This window comes from Marinobacter sp. bablab_jr008 (genome assembly GCF_016464145.1).
Taxonomy (GTDB): Bacteria; Pseudomonadota; Gammaproteobacteria; order Pseudomonadales; family Oleiphilaceae; genus Marinobacter; species Marinobacter nauticus.
Map to the genome: position 1 here is coordinate 14,283 of NZ_JACDWW010000063.1, position 15,306 is coordinate 29,588.

The 15,306-nt window shown below is 58.3% G+C and carries 13 protein-coding genes; 10 read left to right on the top strand and 3 right to left on the bottom strand.

The annotated features are described in order from the left end of the window. The first annotated feature begins 73 nt into the window (after positions 1-73). The 6 genes from JIF53_RS12455 to JIF53_RS12480 all read left to right on the top strand — a co-directional run bounded on the left by JIF53_RS12455 (position 74) and on the right by JIF53_RS12480 (position 6,211). A complete protein-coding gene (locus tag JIF53_RS12455; protein ID WP_011784867.1) occupies positions 74-1,129 on the top strand; it encodes an NAD(P)-dependent alcohol dehydrogenase in 1,056 nt (351 codons plus the stop codon). A 128-nt stretch (positions 1,130-1,257) separates the two neighbouring features. Next, positions 1,258-2,226, top strand: coding sequence for a beta-ketoacyl-ACP synthase III (locus tag JIF53_RS12460; RefSeq protein ID WP_199452612.1), 969 nt, complete (start codon positions 1,258-1,260; stop codon positions 2,224-2,226). Positions 2,227-2,343: 117 nt separating this feature from the next. Continuing rightward, positions 2,344-3,348 (top strand): thiosulfate ABC transporter substrate-binding protein CysP, encoded by a 1,005-nt coding sequence (gene cysP / locus JIF53_RS12465; RefSeq protein WP_011784865.1) that lies wholly within the window; start codon positions 2,344-2,346, stop codon positions 3,346-3,348. A 9-nt stretch (positions 3,349-3,357) separates the two neighbouring features. Further along, positions 3,358-4,230 (top strand): sulfate/thiosulfate ABC transporter permease CysT, encoded by an 873-nt coding sequence (cysT, locus tag JIF53_RS12470; RefSeq protein ID WP_011784864.1) that lies wholly within the window; start codon positions 3,358-3,360, stop codon positions 4,228-4,230. After that, positions 4,231-5,088, top strand: coding sequence for a sulfate ABC transporter permease subunit CysW (gene cysW / locus JIF53_RS12475; protein ID WP_011784863.1), 858 nt, complete (start codon positions 4,231-4,233; stop codon positions 5,086-5,088). A gap of 1 nt (position 5,089) precedes the next feature. Beyond that, the gene (locus tag JIF53_RS12480; RefSeq protein ID WP_014421629.1) at positions 5,090-6,211 is read left to right on the top strand and encodes a sulfate/molybdate ABC transporter ATP-binding protein; all 1,122 of its coding nucleotides are present in this window, start codon (positions 5,090-5,092) and stop codon (positions 6,209-6,211) included. Positions 6,212-6,218: 7 nt separating this feature from the next. Here JIF53_RS12480 and JIF53_RS12485 read toward each other — a convergent pair whose 3' ends face one another. Then, positions 6,219-8,624, bottom strand: coding sequence for a YbcC family protein (locus tag JIF53_RS12485; protein WP_199452613.1), 2,406 nt, complete (start codon positions 8,622-8,624; stop codon positions 6,219-6,221). Then, complete coding sequence (locus JIF53_RS12490) at positions 8,621-10,234, bottom strand: NADH-quinone oxidoreductase subunit L (protein WP_199452614.1); 1,614 nt, start codon at positions 10,232-10,234, stop codon at positions 8,621-8,623. The genes JIF53_RS12485 and JIF53_RS12490 overlap by 4 nt, the downstream gene beginning before the upstream one ends. Before the next feature lie 107 nt (positions 10,235-10,341). On the opposite strand from JIF53_RS12490, the gene JIF53_RS12495 reads away from it, so the two are divergent. From JIF53_RS12495 to JIF53_RS12510, 4 genes are all read left to right on the top strand, one after another. Then, positions 10,342-11,250 carry a LysR family transcriptional regulator gene (locus JIF53_RS12495; RefSeq protein WP_011784859.1) on the top strand — a complete coding sequence of 303 codons (909 nt, stop codon included), beginning with the start codon at positions 10,342-10,344 and terminating at the stop codon, positions 11,248-11,250. A 67-nt stretch (positions 11,251-11,317) separates the two neighbouring features. After that, entirely contained in the window at positions 11,318-12,799 is a 1,482-nt protein-coding gene (locus JIF53_RS12500; protein WP_011784858.1) for a flavin-containing monooxygenase, read from the top strand. Positions 12,800-12,912: 113 nt separating this feature from the next. Further along, a complete protein-coding gene (locus tag JIF53_RS12505; protein ID WP_011784857.1) occupies positions 12,913-13,587 on the top strand; it encodes a FadR/GntR family transcriptional regulator in 675 nt (224 codons plus the stop codon). A 3-nt stretch (positions 13,588-13,590) separates the two neighbouring features. Next, a complete protein-coding gene (locus JIF53_RS12510) occupies positions 13,591-14,613 on the top strand; it encodes a bile acid:sodium symporter family protein (RefSeq protein ID WP_199452615.1) in 1,023 nt (340 codons plus the stop codon). Here the strand turns inward: JIF53_RS12510 and JIF53_RS12515 are convergent. Beyond that, entirely contained in the window at positions 14,569-15,261 is a 693-nt protein-coding gene (locus JIF53_RS12515; RefSeq protein ID WP_199452616.1) for a J domain-containing protein, read from the bottom strand. The genes JIF53_RS12510 and JIF53_RS12515 overlap by 45 nt on opposite strands. Positions 15,262-15,306 lie beyond the last annotated feature (45 nt).

Below are 15,306 nucleotides of genomic sequence, written 5' to 3' on the forward strand. Positions count from 1 at the left end.
GAGTTACACAAGGTAACTGTCCTGCCGCGGCAGAACCGTGATCCTTGTTCTAAAACTGAAAAGGAGTGAACGAATGGCCAATACCAAAGCATACGCCGCCACTGCACCGGATTCCGGCTTGGCCCCCTACGCCATTGATCGCCGGGAACTCCGTGCTGACGACGTAGCGATCGAGATCGACTACTGCGGTGTCTGCCACAGCGACCTCCACACCGTTGAAAATGATTGGGGTGGCTCAAAATATCCGGTCATTCCGGGCCATGAAATTGTTGGCCGGGTTACCGCCGTTGGGCCAGAGGTCAGTCACTTCAAAGCCGGCGACCTGGTGGGCGTGGGCTGCATGGTAGACAGCTGTCGCAGTTGCTCCGCCTGCGACTCCGGCCTGGAGCAGTACTGTATTGAAGGCTCCACCATGACCTACGGTAGCCTGGACCGCCACGATGGCTCGGTCACTCACGGCGGCTATTCCGAGCGGATTGTTGTCAGCGAACGCTTTGTTGTTCGGGTGCCGGAAAAACTCGACCCGGCCAGTGCGGCGCCCATTCTGTGTGCAGGCATCACCACCTATTCACCCCTAAAGCATTTCAAGGTCGGAAAAGGCCACAAGGTAGGCGTGCTGGGGATGGGCGGTCTCGGCCACATGGGCGTGAAATTCGCCAAGGCGCTGGGTGCCGAAGTCACTATCTTTACCCGTTCTGAAGCCAAGGTGGCGGAAGCGAAGAAGCAGGGTGCGGACCACGTCATCATTTCCACCGACAAGGAACAGATGAAAGCCGCCGCAGATTCCTTCGATTTTCTGCTCGACACCATTCCTGTAGCCCACGACCTCAACCCGTACCTGAAGTGTCTGAAGTACGACGGCACACATATTCTCGTGGGTTTGCTCACCCCAATTGAACCCGCCCTTCAGGCCGGCCTGCTGGTGACCAAGCGCCGCGTGGTAGCCGGCTCTCTCATTGGCGGAATGCCGGAAACGCAGGAGGTTCTGGATTTCTGTGCGGAGCACGACATCACCTGTGATATCGAGATGCTGGATATCCGGAACATCAACGAAGCCTACGTGCGCATGAAGAAAGGCGATGTGAAGTACCGCTTCGTCATTGATATGAAAACGTTGAAAGAAGGCTAATCTCCCACCCCTTGCCCGGGCGCCCAATGTGTCGCCCGGGCAGTCTTTGACAATCCGCTAATAACCAATCCGGTTGCAAAGGTTTAGCATGGGTCTATCGTTACCCTATAAACCCTTGGAAATTGTCCATGACCTTTGCACGCATTGCCGGAACCGGTTCCTATCTGCCGGATAACATCGTTACCAATCGCGACCTGGAACAGAAGGTGGAGACCTCTGATCAGTGGATCCGCGAACGCACTGGTATCGAACAGCGGCATATTGCCCTGCCCGGACAAAGCACGGTAGATCTTGCTGAACAGGCGGCCCTGAACGCCATTGAGGCCGCCGGCATCGAAGCCACGGATATTGATCTGATTGTTTTTGCCACCACCACGCCGGACAAGGTGTTCCCCAGTTGCGCCTGTATCCTGCAGGCCCGGCTCGGCATTCAGGGCTGCCCCGCCTTTGATATTCAGGCCGTCTGCAGCGGTTTCGTCTATGCGCTGGCCACTGCCGAGAAGTTCATCCGTACCGGTTCAAGCAAAAAAGCGCTGGTGATCGGCGCGGAGGTATTCTCCCGCATCCTTAACTGGGAAGACCGTACCACCTGCGTGCTTTTTGGCGACGGCGCCGGCGCCGTCGTGCTGGAGGCCAGTGAGGAGACCGGTATTCTGTCTACACACCTGCACGCCGATGGACGGTATGAAGAGTTGCTGCACGTCCCCTGTGGCATCGCCAACGATTTTGAGGCTGTAAAGGCCGGCCAGGCGTTTGTGGAGATGAAAGGCAACGAAGTCTTCAAGGTGGCAGTGAATACTCTCGGCCGGATTGTCGATGAAACCCTGGAAGCGAACCAGATGCAGAAATCCGATATCGACTGGCTGGTTCCGCATCAGGCCAACCTGCGGATTATCGCAGCCACGGCCCGCAAACTGGACATGCAGATGGATCAGGTGGTGGTAACCGTCAACCGCCACGGCAACACCTCGGCGGCCTCCATCCCGTTGGCGCTTGATGAAGCCGTTCGCGATGGGCGAATCCAGCGTGGGCAGATTGTTCTGCTGGAGGCCTTTGGCGGCGGCTTCACCTGGGGGTCGGCACTGCTACGCTATTAATTGCTGACGCTTATATGCCAAACAAGCCTTTCAATATTTATTTTTAATATTTTTCGTTCTTAAAACCTTTTGTTAGATTGCTCCTCAGATTAGAACCATCATTCTGAGGAGCTCGTTATGAAGCAACTGTTCAAGGGAATCGCGCTCGGCGCCGCCCTGCTCTCCGCCCAACCGGTACTGGCTGCAGACCGGGAGCTGCTCAACACCTCTTACGACATCGCCCGCGAACTGTTCGCTGCCTACAACGAAGAGTTTAAAAAGCACTGGCAGGAAAAGACCGGTGAAACGGTCGAAATCAAACAGTCCCACGCAGGTTCATCCAAGCAGGCGCAGGCCATTATCCAGGGCCTGAAAGCCGATGTTGCAACGTTTAACCAAGTGACCGACATCGACATCCTGCACCAGCGCGGTCGTCTGATTCCTGAAGACTGGGCCGATCGCCTGCCGAACAACAGCTCGCCTTATTACTCAACCATGGCGTTCCTGGTACGCGAGGGTAACCCGAAGAATATCGAGAACTGGGACGATCTTGTTCGCGAAGACGTTCAACTGGTGATGCCGAACCCTAAGACCTCTGGAAACGGCCGTTACACCTACCTTGCCGCTCTGGGCTACGCCCAGGACCAGTTTGGCGACGATCAGGAAAAAATTGATCAGTTCATGGCGGACCTGCTCGGTCAGGTACGCGTTTTTGACAGCGGCGGTCGTGGTGCCACCACCACATTCGTTGAGCGCGGCATTGGCGATGTCCTGCTGACCTTCGAGTCGGAGGTTCTGAACATTGCAGACCGTTTCGAGAACGGTGAATACGTGGCTGTCACGCCGAAGGTAAGCTTCCTGGCTGAATTCCCGGTGACGTGGATTGACGACTACGTTGAACAGAATGGCACCGCCGAGCTGGCCAAGGAGTACCTGGAGCACCTCTATACCGAAGACTCCCAGCGCCTGCTGGCAGGCTTCAACTACCGTGTTCACAACGACGCCGTGAAAGCCGAGAATGCCGATCGCTTCCCGGAACTGAAACTGCTGTCCATCGAAGAGATTGCCGGTGGCTGGGAAAACGCCATGAGTACCCATTTCAGCAGTGGCGGCAAGCTGGACCAGTTGCAGCGGCGCCGGTAAGAGCAAGCCATGCCCACCTCCGCTCAAGCAGGCGTCGCCCCCGTGCGGCGCCTTGGTCGTCGAAACAAACGGGTATTGCCGGGGTTCGGTCTGAGCCTCGGCATTTCGCTGTTTTTTGTCAGCCTGGTTTTGCTGCTGCCGATGACCGGGCTGGTCGTTGAAACCTCCGGCATGACCTGGGACCAGTTCTGGTTCACCATCACCGATCCGCGCGTGGTGGAGTCCTACAAGGTTACCTTATGGACGGCCCTTGCAGCGTCACTGTTCAATGGCCTGTTCGGGTTGCTGTTGGCCTGGGTGCTGGTTCGCTATGAGTTTCCGGGCAAGCGCATTGTCGACGCCGTGGTCGACCTGCCCTTTGCCTTGCCAACTGCTGTCGCCGGCATCACCCTGGCAACGCTGTTTTCCCAGAATGGCTGGTACGGCCAATGGCTGGCCAAAATCGGTGTAGAGGTTGCGTTTACGCCGCTGGGCATCGTGGTGGCCATGGCTTTCACCAGTATCCCGTTTGTGGTGCGTACAGTGCAGCCGGTGCTTGAAGAGCTGTCGCCAGCCGATGAAGAAGCCGCCGTTAGTTTGGGAGCGTCTGACGGGCGCGTGTTCCGCAAGGTTATCTTTCCTTCGCTGTGGCCAGCCCTGGTGACCGGAATCGCCCTGTCTTTCACCCGCAGCCTGGGCGAATTTGGTGCGATTATCTTTATCGCCGGCAACACGCCCTACGTCAGCGAAGTCACCAGCCTGATGATCTTCATCCGTCTGCAGGAGTATGACTACGCGGCCGCCAGTGCCATTGCCTCGCTGGTATTGCTGGCGTCGCTGATTCTGCTGTTCTCCATCAACCTCTGGCAGGGTCGCTACCTGCGCAGGCTGGAGGGTCGATAGATGGCTGCGCAAAACCGCCGTATTGGTGACCAACCCTGGGTGCGCCGCAGCCTGATCGGGCTGGCCCTCGCAATTACTCTGATCATGCTGGTGATTCCCGTAGTGGTGATCTTTACGCAGGCGCTGAGCACAGGCTGGAGCGCTTTTGCCGGCAATGTCCTGGATGAATACACCCTGGATGCCATCGGCCTGACTTTGTTTGTGGCCGCACTCACGGTGCCGCTTAACCTGGTTTTCGGGACAGCCCTCGCCTGGTCGGTTACTCGGTTCCGTTTTCCCGGGCGCAAGCTGTTGATCACCCTGATCGATATTCCATTTGCGGTATCACCGGTTGTTGCCGGTCTGCTGTACCTGCTGCTCTATGGCCGGAACGGCTGGCTGGGCAGTTGGCTGAGCAACTACGACGTTCAGTTGATGTTCTCCTGGCCCGGCATCGTGATGGTCACCGTATTCGTAACCTGTCCGTTTGTGGCCAGGGAGCTGATCCCCTTGATGCAGCAACAAGGCAGCGAGGAGGAAGAAGCCGGCGTGGTGCTGGGCGCTTCCGGCTGGCGGATTTTTCGCAAGATCACACTGCCAAATATCAAGTGGGCATTGATCTACGGTGTGGTGCTGACCAACGCCCGGGCCGTAGGTGAATTCGGTGCGGTCTCGGTGGTATCCGGCAATGTTCGCGGAGAAACCAATACCTTACCGCTGCATGTTGAACTGCTTTATCAGGATTACAACATTGTCGGGGCCTTTGCCAGTGCTTCACTGCTGGCCGGTATCGCCATCCTGACACTGATTGCAAAAGCATTTGTGGAATGGCGTCAGTCCCGCGCTGAACACGCGACGCCCGAAGAAGGAGGTGCGTGACATGAGTATCACCATTGACCAGATCAACAAGCACTTCGGCGGCTTTCAGGCGCTGAAGAATGTCTCTCTGGATATTCCCGAAGGCCAGCTCACCGCCCTTCTCGGCCCCTCTGGCTCCGGCAAAACCACTTTGCTTCGGATTATTGCCGGGCTGGAGTCGTCGGATTCCGGCCGCATCCTGTTCGGTGGTGACGATGTCAGCCAGTTACACGTTCGCGACCGCAACATCGGGTTTGTGTTTCAGCATTACGCCCTGTTCCGGCACCTGACCGTTGCCGAGAACATCGCGTTCGGCCTGGAGTCGCTCCCCAAAAAGCAGCGCCCCTCAAAGCCGGAAATCCGCCAACGGGTGGCCAAGCTGCTGGAGATGATTCAGTTGCCCGAACTGGCCAAACGCTATCCGGCACAGCTGTCTGGTGGGCAGAAACAGCGTGTTGCTCTGGCTCGCGCGCTGGCAACTCAGCCTCGTATTCTGCTGCTGGATGAGCCCTTCGGCGCCCTGGATGCCAAAGTCCGAAAGGATTTGCGCCGCTGGCTTCGCGCGTTACACGACGAGTACCACTTCACCAGCATTTTCGTGACCCACGATCAGGAAGAAGCGCTGGAGCTGTCAGACCAGGTGGTGGTTATGAGCCAGGGCCAGGTTGAACAGGTGAATTCACCGACCGGACTGTATGCCCGGCCAGAAAGCCGGTTCGTCTTCGACTTCCTGGGCCACGTCAACGTGTTGTCGGGTTTGGTGAAAGGTCAGAAACTGGTTCAGGGCGATGCCTGGGTATCCCTGCCGGGGATTCGCCAGGATCAGGAAGCCCAGCTCTACCTGCGCCCCCACGAAGTTCAGCTGTCCCGATCCCCCGCGGCCAAGGCCCGCCTGCCCCTGCGCATTGAAGCCATCAGCCTGATCGGCTCGGAAGTGCGTATTGAACTTGCCCCGGAAGGCTGGCAGAGCGATGAAATCTGGGAAATCGGCATGAGCCATGCGGAGTTTGCGCGCCAGAACCCCACCCGCGGTGAACTCTGGTACGCGGTACCCGACGTTGGCCACCTCTTTGTCGCCGACAGCGTTCAACCGAGAACGATCGACTGGCAATACACCGAGGCAGCCAACGCCAGCAATATGTGATCGGCGGTCAGGTGGTTACCCACCTGCCGTCTTCGTAACGCAGCGTTTGGTCGCCCTCCACTCGGTGCAGCCAGAGCCAGCGGTTTTCCACCAGAGCCCGGACATCCGCGTTACCCTGGATCACCGCTTCAATGCGTTCCGCCGGTGCATCGATCACCACCGCAAGGCGCATTGGCTCGTGGCGCCAGTGCTCACCGTCGAATACTGACTGCAACGGAAGTCCGATCTTGAGGTCGACACCATTGCCCTCGATGACACCCAGGTTGCCGCCAACCACCGAGTGCAGCAGTTTGTTGCCGGCGCCGAAGATATCCGGCCTCGCAACGGAACCGAAATACTGCAGATTAATCCAGTTTGCCACCACCATGGGCGCAGACATCAGCAGGGTCAGAACCTCTCCGGACGGGTCCTGCGAAGGATCATAGTCGTGCAGGAAGCAGCGCCCCCCGAGATCCAGTGAGCGAGTAAGTGAACGGGGGCCGATCACCATCCCGGCATTGTTGGCCAGGCCCCACTCAGGCCGAACTTCCGCCCAGTTGCAAGTCCGGCGTTTGAGTTCGGCAAGCAGGTCGTCATCGCTCTTGCCATTAAGCCCAAGACTGGTGGCTCTTTCTCTGCGACAGGCCTGGCCAGCAGCCTCAAGCTTCTCAACCAGCGTATTCAGTACCCGATGATGGCTGTCGGGTATCTGGTCCCGCCCGAAAATGGTTATTCTGTCTGTGATCGTGCAATGCTCAGCCGCCAGAGCAATGGTGCTCTCGGGCATAACAATGCCGCGCTCTGCCAGGCCCGCCCTCACCTGCCGGTCATTCAGCAGCTCGGCAGCCACTCTGGCGTTTACCCCTCCGTTTTTGCCGCCACAGGCTCCGCAGGCCAGACCAGCTTCGTTGGGGTTGTTGTCCGTATGGGCACCATGGCCCACCAGCAACAACACGCTGGCGAAGCCTTTGGTCAGGGACATCGCCCGCAAAAGCCCTTCCGCCAGATTTACCCGCTCAGGATCTGACAAAGGATAGCCGTCCACGCAGTGGTGGAGCCTGCCGGGTTCCACCGCCTCTGCTTTTGCAGAGTTTCTGTTCAGGCTGTCGCGAACCAGCTTCCAGGCCCAGGCAAGGCCAGTGGTTTCCACCAGTGTGAATGTAGACAGGCTGGAGTATTTGGCCCGGCGTACGGACTCCCGAACCTGTTCGCGGCTGTCCAGTTTCCGGTCCAGCTCCCGGTCTTCTGACGGACTGCCCAGGGTTTCCGAGTACCGATACACCGGCGCCAGCAGTCCCGGCAGCCGGGCTTCGTCATCGGTTGGACCATGCCTGTGATGAACAATGGGCATGCCGAAAAAGCCCGCCACGCCAAGCGTTCTGATTTCAGGGTATACCTTCTCCAGCTGTCGACGAATGACTTCGGACCTTACGTCTATGCAGAAGGCGGCCTGCACTTCCGCCACAGGATCCGGTTCCGCCAGCGAGCTCCGCTCACTGGAGCGGATATCGTCAAGGAAACGGGACTGCCAGGCCAGCTCATAGGCCCGATGCCATATCCAGAGTGCCTGTTCATTAGCGGAGGCCGGCGCCAGATCGAACGCATTGACGTAACGATTCTGCCAGCTCTCACGCTCTGCCTCAGTCATATTGATCAGCGCATGGGCCTCATGAATGAGCCAGATGGTCGCCAATTGCGCGCAGAAGTGTTCGGTACCGCTTTCATGAGGATCGCCCAGTGCTGCTCGCCAGTCCACACCTCTGCACCAGGATGCCCAGCCCAGCAAATGGCCGAGCAGGTGGTGGATCACCAGGGGCAGTTGGCGGCTGCTGTAAGGCAACTCACGGGCTACCGTTGCAGCCGCTTCCTGCCAGTCAGGCTTCAGCAACATTTCCACGCTGGCTTTCCGGGCCAGAGAGCGTCCGGACTGACTAAGCCAGAACTGATACAGATCCTGTTTTGTACCAGAAACCCGCCAGCGATTCTGACGCAGGTCGAAGTAGCGCGCACAGGCGCGGCCGATCTCTTCCCGGACCTCCTCGAGGGGAGGTTCCTGTTGACCACGGCGGGTGTAACCAAGAGCCGACACAAACCCGGGCTGATTTGATGCCGCCCCGGAAAGCTGGGCCAGGAGCGCCTGGCTATCATCTTTCAAACCCGCTTCGCGGGCAGCTTCCTCAAGGTGCGGACGCTGAATACGACCGCCATCCCAGGCTTCCCGGTAGAAAGCCGGAGGCATCAACAACCCTGCCCCGAACAGGTTGTCCAGTTCTCGGGAAACCTTTTCGACAGGTCCAGTCCTGCTGCCCCACCAGGGGTTAACTGCGATCCAGCGATCTAACGGCCAGATGGGCGCAATTCGTTCGCAGGCTTCATTAACAAGCTCCGGAATGACCTGTTCACAGGAAGCAGAATACGTAACAGGTGCGTTCATGATCTTTCTCCAGTCAGAGCCCCGTGCCGCAATCGGATGTCGGCCGGTTTACCGTGGGCATTGAGCCAGGTTTGTGCCCAGCGGCGGGTAAGCTTTTCGAAAGGCTTGTCGAGATAGAGTCCTTGGCTGAAGTGCCAGTGGAGCTTCTGCGCCACCACGCCCTGCGGGCGGGCGAATAGCACCAGCGACAACATAAACAGCACGGCCAGAATTACCCAGGCGAACCACTCAGCACCAACCGGCAAGGCTGTGTGCGCGGTCTGAGGCAAAGCGGTGCTCAGCAGCCAGTTAAGCACCCCGTACAGGGGGACCAGGGTAACGGCCAGCAGCAACACGACGACACGGGCGCCTTTTTGGCTTGCTCCCGGTGTACCCAGAACGGCAGCGCCAACGGCGAACACCAGCAAGGCCGCCAGTACCGGCTTGTGGGCCACCAGTTGTGGGGCCTGCCACAGCAGGGCGGCGGCCAGACCAGAGGCCAGCAGTGCGAGACCGGCTTGCGACTTGCTGATTTGCTCTGAAAACGCAATCCGGGAGACTTTGACGGTACGGCCAACGGCCAGGAACGAGTGCGCCTTGTACAGGGAGTGAGCCAGCAGGTGCAGTAGTGCCAGCGTGTAGGCGCCCAGCGCAATCTCGAACAGCATGAAGCCCATCTGGGCATTCGTGGACCAGACCAGGCCATGTTTCGCTGAATTCTGGGTCATCATGGTGAACACGGCGACGATGGCGGTTGCCCCGCCAACAACCAGCAGGATCATGTGCCCTGCCGTGAAGCCTTCAAACACCGGGAACAGTCGCAGCCAAAGGAAACCGCCCAGGTTGACTACGCCCGCATGCAGAAGTGCTGACACAGGGGTGGGAGCTTCCATCACCCGGATCAGCCAACCGTGGAACGGTAGCTGGGCACATTTGAGCGCAGCAGCCACCGCCAGCAAAACAGAAGCGATGGTAAGCGACTGGGATTCACGGCCCAGGTCTTCGCCCAAAGCATAGATTTCAGGGATGCGGAAGCTGCCGTAGTGATTCCAGATTAACAGTACGGCTGCCAGAATGGCGGCATCGCCAAGCCGGCTGGCAATAAATTTCTGAGCTGCCGCGAGGCGAGCCTGTGGCCTTTCCGCATACAGCGTCAGGAGCTGGTGCAATGAGAGGCTTACACCCACCCAGGCCCCAGCCAGCACCAGCAGGTGATCGGTAAACACCAGCACCAGTACACTGTCCACTGTAGTGAGGAACCAGGGCAAAAACGCATTATAAGCCGGGTCGCCACGCAGGTAGTCCCGGGTATAACGAAGAATGACCCAGGCAATGAAACAGACCATCAGAGCCATCCATACCGCCAGACCGTCCGGGTACAACCCCAGTCGAATGCCGAGCTCCGGCAGACCGGTATCAAACACCAGCCGGTCAAACAACAGGACTGCACCAATGGTGGCAGTTGCCAGCAGCAACAGCCTGAAACCGCTTTCCGCCAGGCGCCAGCAATGAGCCAGTTTGAGAGGGTTTTTCGTCCAGTTGGCGAATCCAGCCAGCGCCAGCAGGGCAACAGGCAGGGCCAGCCAGGCCATCAACAGCACGAGCGAAGCAGTCGTGGTAAGTGTTGTCATGTTGGGCTCCTTCAGGTTCACGCCTACTTTGCCGTTAATGCACTCATACATAAAATGGTTTATAAAGATCAAATCGTTCACTTTTAAAGAACAGACAAGAGACCACCATGCGTCTGAACTACCATCACCTCTACTATTTCTGGACTGTGGCTCGAACCGGACACCTCACCCGGGCAGCCGAATCACTGCATATCTCACAGTCCGCATTGTCCGGCCAGATACGAAAGCTGGAGGAAAGCCTTGGCTACGATCTTTTTGTCCGGGAGGGGCGGCGACTGCGACTATCGGAGGCCGGGCGGGTAGCCTTTACCTACGCTGAGGAGATTTTCCGCCAGGGGGAGGAACTGGAGGCGCTGTTTCGTACCGGGCGTCAGGCCAACCGGGAAACTCTGAAAGTCGGTGCGGTCGCAACCCTCTCCAGAAACTTTCAGGAAGGCTTCCTGCGGCCCCTGCTGGGACGAAAAGATCTGGAGCTCAAGCTGCAAAGCGGGAGCCTTGACGACCTTCTTCGCCGTTTATCAGCGCACCGACTCGATCTGATTCTGTCGAATCAGCCAGTACAAGGTGACGAAGAAACGCCCTGGCGCTCACGCCGTATAGCCCGCCAGTCGGTCAGCGTAATCGGGCCACCGGGCAGCCAGGATGCCCCCGGGTTTCCCGATATTCTGCGCGACCGACCTCTGATTCTGCCCGGGCCTGACAACAACATCCGGCAGGCCTTCGATCAGCTCTGTGATCACCACCACATTCACCCTGTAATCATCGCTGAAGTTGACGACATGGCCATGATGCGTTTGCTGACCCGGGACAGCGGCCACTACGCCATACTGCCGCCGGTGGTGGTCCGGGATGAGTTGAGAAACGGCGAGTTGAAAGACTACGGCGCCCTGCCCGGCGTATTCGAGGAGTTTTACGCCATTCGTATCCGGCGCCAGTTTGAGTCGCCGGTATTGCGGGAGTTGATGGCTCAGAAAGCCGAGGAGTTACTGACCTTTTCGGACAATCAATCTGGTTGATTCGGCCTATGTATTACACAAACGGGCCGTTATAGTCGTTGGTGTACAACAATAACAAGGATTATCCATGGTCCACGCTCGCACCCGAAAACCCTCTGTTCTCATTATCGGTACCGGATTCGGCGGAATCGGTATGGCCATCAAACTCAAACAGGCAGGATTTACGGACCTGACTCTGCTGGAAAAAGCCGGCGGTGTGGGCGGAACCTGGCGTGACAACACATACCCCGGCGCGGCCTGCGATGTTCAGTCCCACCTCTACTCCTACTCGTTCGAGCCCAAACACGACTGGAGCCGGAAATTCGGAGCTCAGCCTGAAATCCTCGAATACATGGAAGCCTGTGTTACCAAATACCAACTGGAGCCTCACATCCAGTTCAATCAGGCGGTAACGTCCGCAACATTTGACGATCACAGCAACCAGTGGCGCGTGGTGACCGAAACCGGCGACACATTCAACGCCGACGTGTTAATCACCGCCACTGGCCAGTTGAACCGGCCAGCCATACCGAACATTCCGGGGCTCGAGACCTTCCGGGGCGCCTGCTTTCACTCCGCCCGATGGCAGCACCACACCGAGCTTCGCAACAAGCGCGTTGCGGTAATAGGAACCGGCGCCAGCGCGATTCAGTTTGTGCCCGAAATTACGCCACTGGTCGGGCAACTGGACCTTTACCAGCGCTCAGCCGCCTGGGTATTGCCCAAGCCGGACCGGCCGTTTCACCAGTTTGAGCAAGCACTGTTTAAAAAGCTGCCACTGTGGGACCGACTCTACCGGGGCCTCATCTACTGGAAGAACGAATCCCGGGCTCTGGCATTTACCCGTTTCTCGTGGATTCTGGATCTGTTCGCCCACCAGGCCCGGAAAGAAGCCCGCCGCTGGGTAACAGACCCGGATAAGCTCCACCATTTGATTCCCGATTACCGCATTGGCTGCAAGCGAATCCTTATATCCAATGATTGGTACCGAGCGGTCAATCAGCCCCACGTGAACTTGCTCACAGACGGCATCGCCCGAATAGACGAGACCGGGATTGTGTCTGAAACAGGCGAGCACCGGCCTGCCGACATCATCATCTTCGGTACTGGCTTTCGGGCCAGCGAGTTTCTCTCGCCCATCCACATTGCCGGCCGTGAGGGTCTGACGCTGAATGACGCGTGGACCAACGGCAGCAAAGCCTTCAAAGGCATCTCAGTCAGCGGATTCCCCAATCTTTTCATGCTCTATGGCCCGAATACCAACCTGGCCCACAATTCGATACTGTTCATGCTCGAATCTCAGTACCGGTACGTGTTAAGTGCCCTGGACGCCCTCTCCCGCTACCCCGGCGCGGCCATGGATGTGCGGGAGGATCGCCAGAGCCGATACTGCCAGGTGGTCCAGCGCGGCCTGGAAGGCAGTGTATGGGATGCTGGCTGCAGCTCCTGGTATCTGGACGAGCATGGGCGAAACACCGTGAACTGGCCCGGCTTCACCTTCAGTTACCGGTTTGCGACCCGGTCAGTGGATACCGCCGACTACCAGTTTCTTGACCCGGTGAACGCCTGAGCCCGGCAGCACGGAACCGCCCCGCCGAGGTCTCTCATGAATTTCAACGCCAGGGTTGAACCGCGCTCTTATACATAGGATGATTGGATCACCATATAGAGGGATGATCCATTATGCTGACACCAATCCGCAAAGGTTCGCTGGTCGAAACCGCCATTGACAGTCTCCGGAAAACGATTGAGAGCGGGGAATGGCCGGTAGGTACTCGCTTACCCGTCGAGGCAGAGCTCTCGGAGGCTTTAGGGATCAGTCGCAATACAATCCGCGAAGCCGTAAGGGTTCTGGTGCACGTTGGCATGCTGGAAACCCGACAGGGAGACGGGACCTACGTGCGCGCAAACAGGGACGCCGGAGAAACACTTAGGAGAATTGCCCGGAGCCGACTGGCAGAGCAGATTGAGGTCCGGATTACGCTGGAGACGGAAGCGGCGCGCCTGGCAGCAAGGCGCCGCAACGAAGCGGACCTTAAAGCCATGACCGAGGCCCTGGATGCGCGAGCGGCGGCCGGAGAAGTCATTACGGACCGTATACGGCACGACGAGCGGTTTCATCACTCATTGGTGCGTGCATCTCACAATTCTGCCCTGATTGAGCTCTACGACTATTTCTCTCACGCGGTCAGCCAGACCATCGAGCGAACCGAAATGGATTCAGACCTCCCGGAACCCAGCCAGGAAGCCCACGAACTGCTGTTGGCAGCCATTCGCCGGAAAGATGCCGATAAAGCGGAGGCACTGTCGAGGGCGCTTCTGACACCAAGCCTCAATGCCCTCAGTGGTAAGGAGTAAGCTGTGAAATTCCGGATAGACACCTTTACCCTGCTGTTACTTGGCGCCATTGTTCTCGCCTCGTTCCTGCCGGTGACGGGACAGGCGGCAGAAGCGCTCGGCACCGCAGGCACCATCGCAGTGGCCTTACTGTTTTTCTTTCATGGCGCAGCCCTGTCCAGACAGCAGATCATCGACGGCGCCACCCATTGGCGGCTGCACATCCTGATTACCGCCCTCACCTTCGTGTTTTTCCCCCTTGCCGTACTGCCGGTCAATGAGCTGAACACTATTGCGCCCGAGTGGATGCCCAAAGACCTGGGGCTGGGTTTTCTGTATCTGGGCGTACTTCCATCCGCTGTATCTTCTTCGATTGCCTACACCGCCATGGCCCGGGGCAACGTACCGGCTGCCATCTGCAGTGCGGCCGCGTCCAATGTGTTCGGCATGATGCTGACACCGTTTTTGTTGCTGCTCCTGGTATCCACCTCGGGCGCCGGAGAGTTCTCGGTTGCCGAGGCACTGAAAGACATCGTACTTCAGCTACTGCTGCCATTTGCGATTGGCCATGCCCTGCGCCCCTGGCTCGGCGGCTACCTGTCACGCAATGAGGCACTGATGGCGCGCTATGACCAGTGTGTGATCTGGGTCATCGTATACTCCGCCTTCTCTCACTCCGTGGTTAGCGGGTTGTGGCAGAACCTTCCGGTACAGGCCATCGTCCTGGCGATTCTGATCTGCTTCGGCTTGTTGGGGCTGTTTATGCTGATCGCTCGATTGATGGTGCGAAAGCTGGGGTTCAGTCTGGAGGATGAGGCCGCGGTGGTGTTCTGCGGCTCCAAGAAGAGCCTGGCATCCGGCTTGCCGATGGCCAAAGTGCTGTTCTCTGGCCATCCCGGGTTTGGCATGATCGTGTTGCCGATTATGTGCTACAACCAGATCCAGGTGATTGTCGGGGCCATTCTCGCCCAGAAGTATCGGGAGAAAATCGAGCAGGCGAATTCAGCCGCCGCCCATACCGCCGAAAATGGTCGCCAGAATCGCTAAACCGACAATCCAGCCAATAACCGCCGGCCAGAAATTCACCATTTGTGGGGGCTGGTCGGCGGAATCGCTTTCGCCCTCCCCCTGGCCTCGGCCAGACATCATGTCCGATTCCGGGTAAGCGCGGGGATCCGGTTCTTCAACAACATCTTTCAGGCTGAACCACTCGAACCAGTCCCCCAGAAAGCGCGCGACCGGAGCCGGAAGCGCGCCGTTTTCTGCCAGCGGGCGAACCTGGGGCTCCAACTGGCGACCAATCTCCCGGCGAACATCAACACGATCTGCCGGGGGTTCACACAGGATGGCCTTCCAGATAGCAACGTCCTGCTGGCGGTAATTATCGTTCATCAACGCCCTGATCTGGATAATGACTTCCCGGGTAACCTGGGCCTCTTCGGACGTCAGCGCCCGGGAATCAGCGTCTTCATAGCGGAGTTGTCCGGAATCATTGTCTGTCGGGCTTGATGACGGGCCCCCGTCCGGCGCATTGGCCGTCGATTGGGGCTCCGCGCCACCGGTCGCTTCACGGTAGGCCCGCTCCAGGGCTTGAGCCTCATCGCCTGACGCAAACTTCAACTGACGCTCGTAGGCCTGGCGTATCCGATCCTGGTCGCCCGTCGGCTCGATTCCGAGAAGATCCCAACAGTTCATACAACAGCAACTCCGATAATGGAAAATCTGTATTCTTTATAGAGA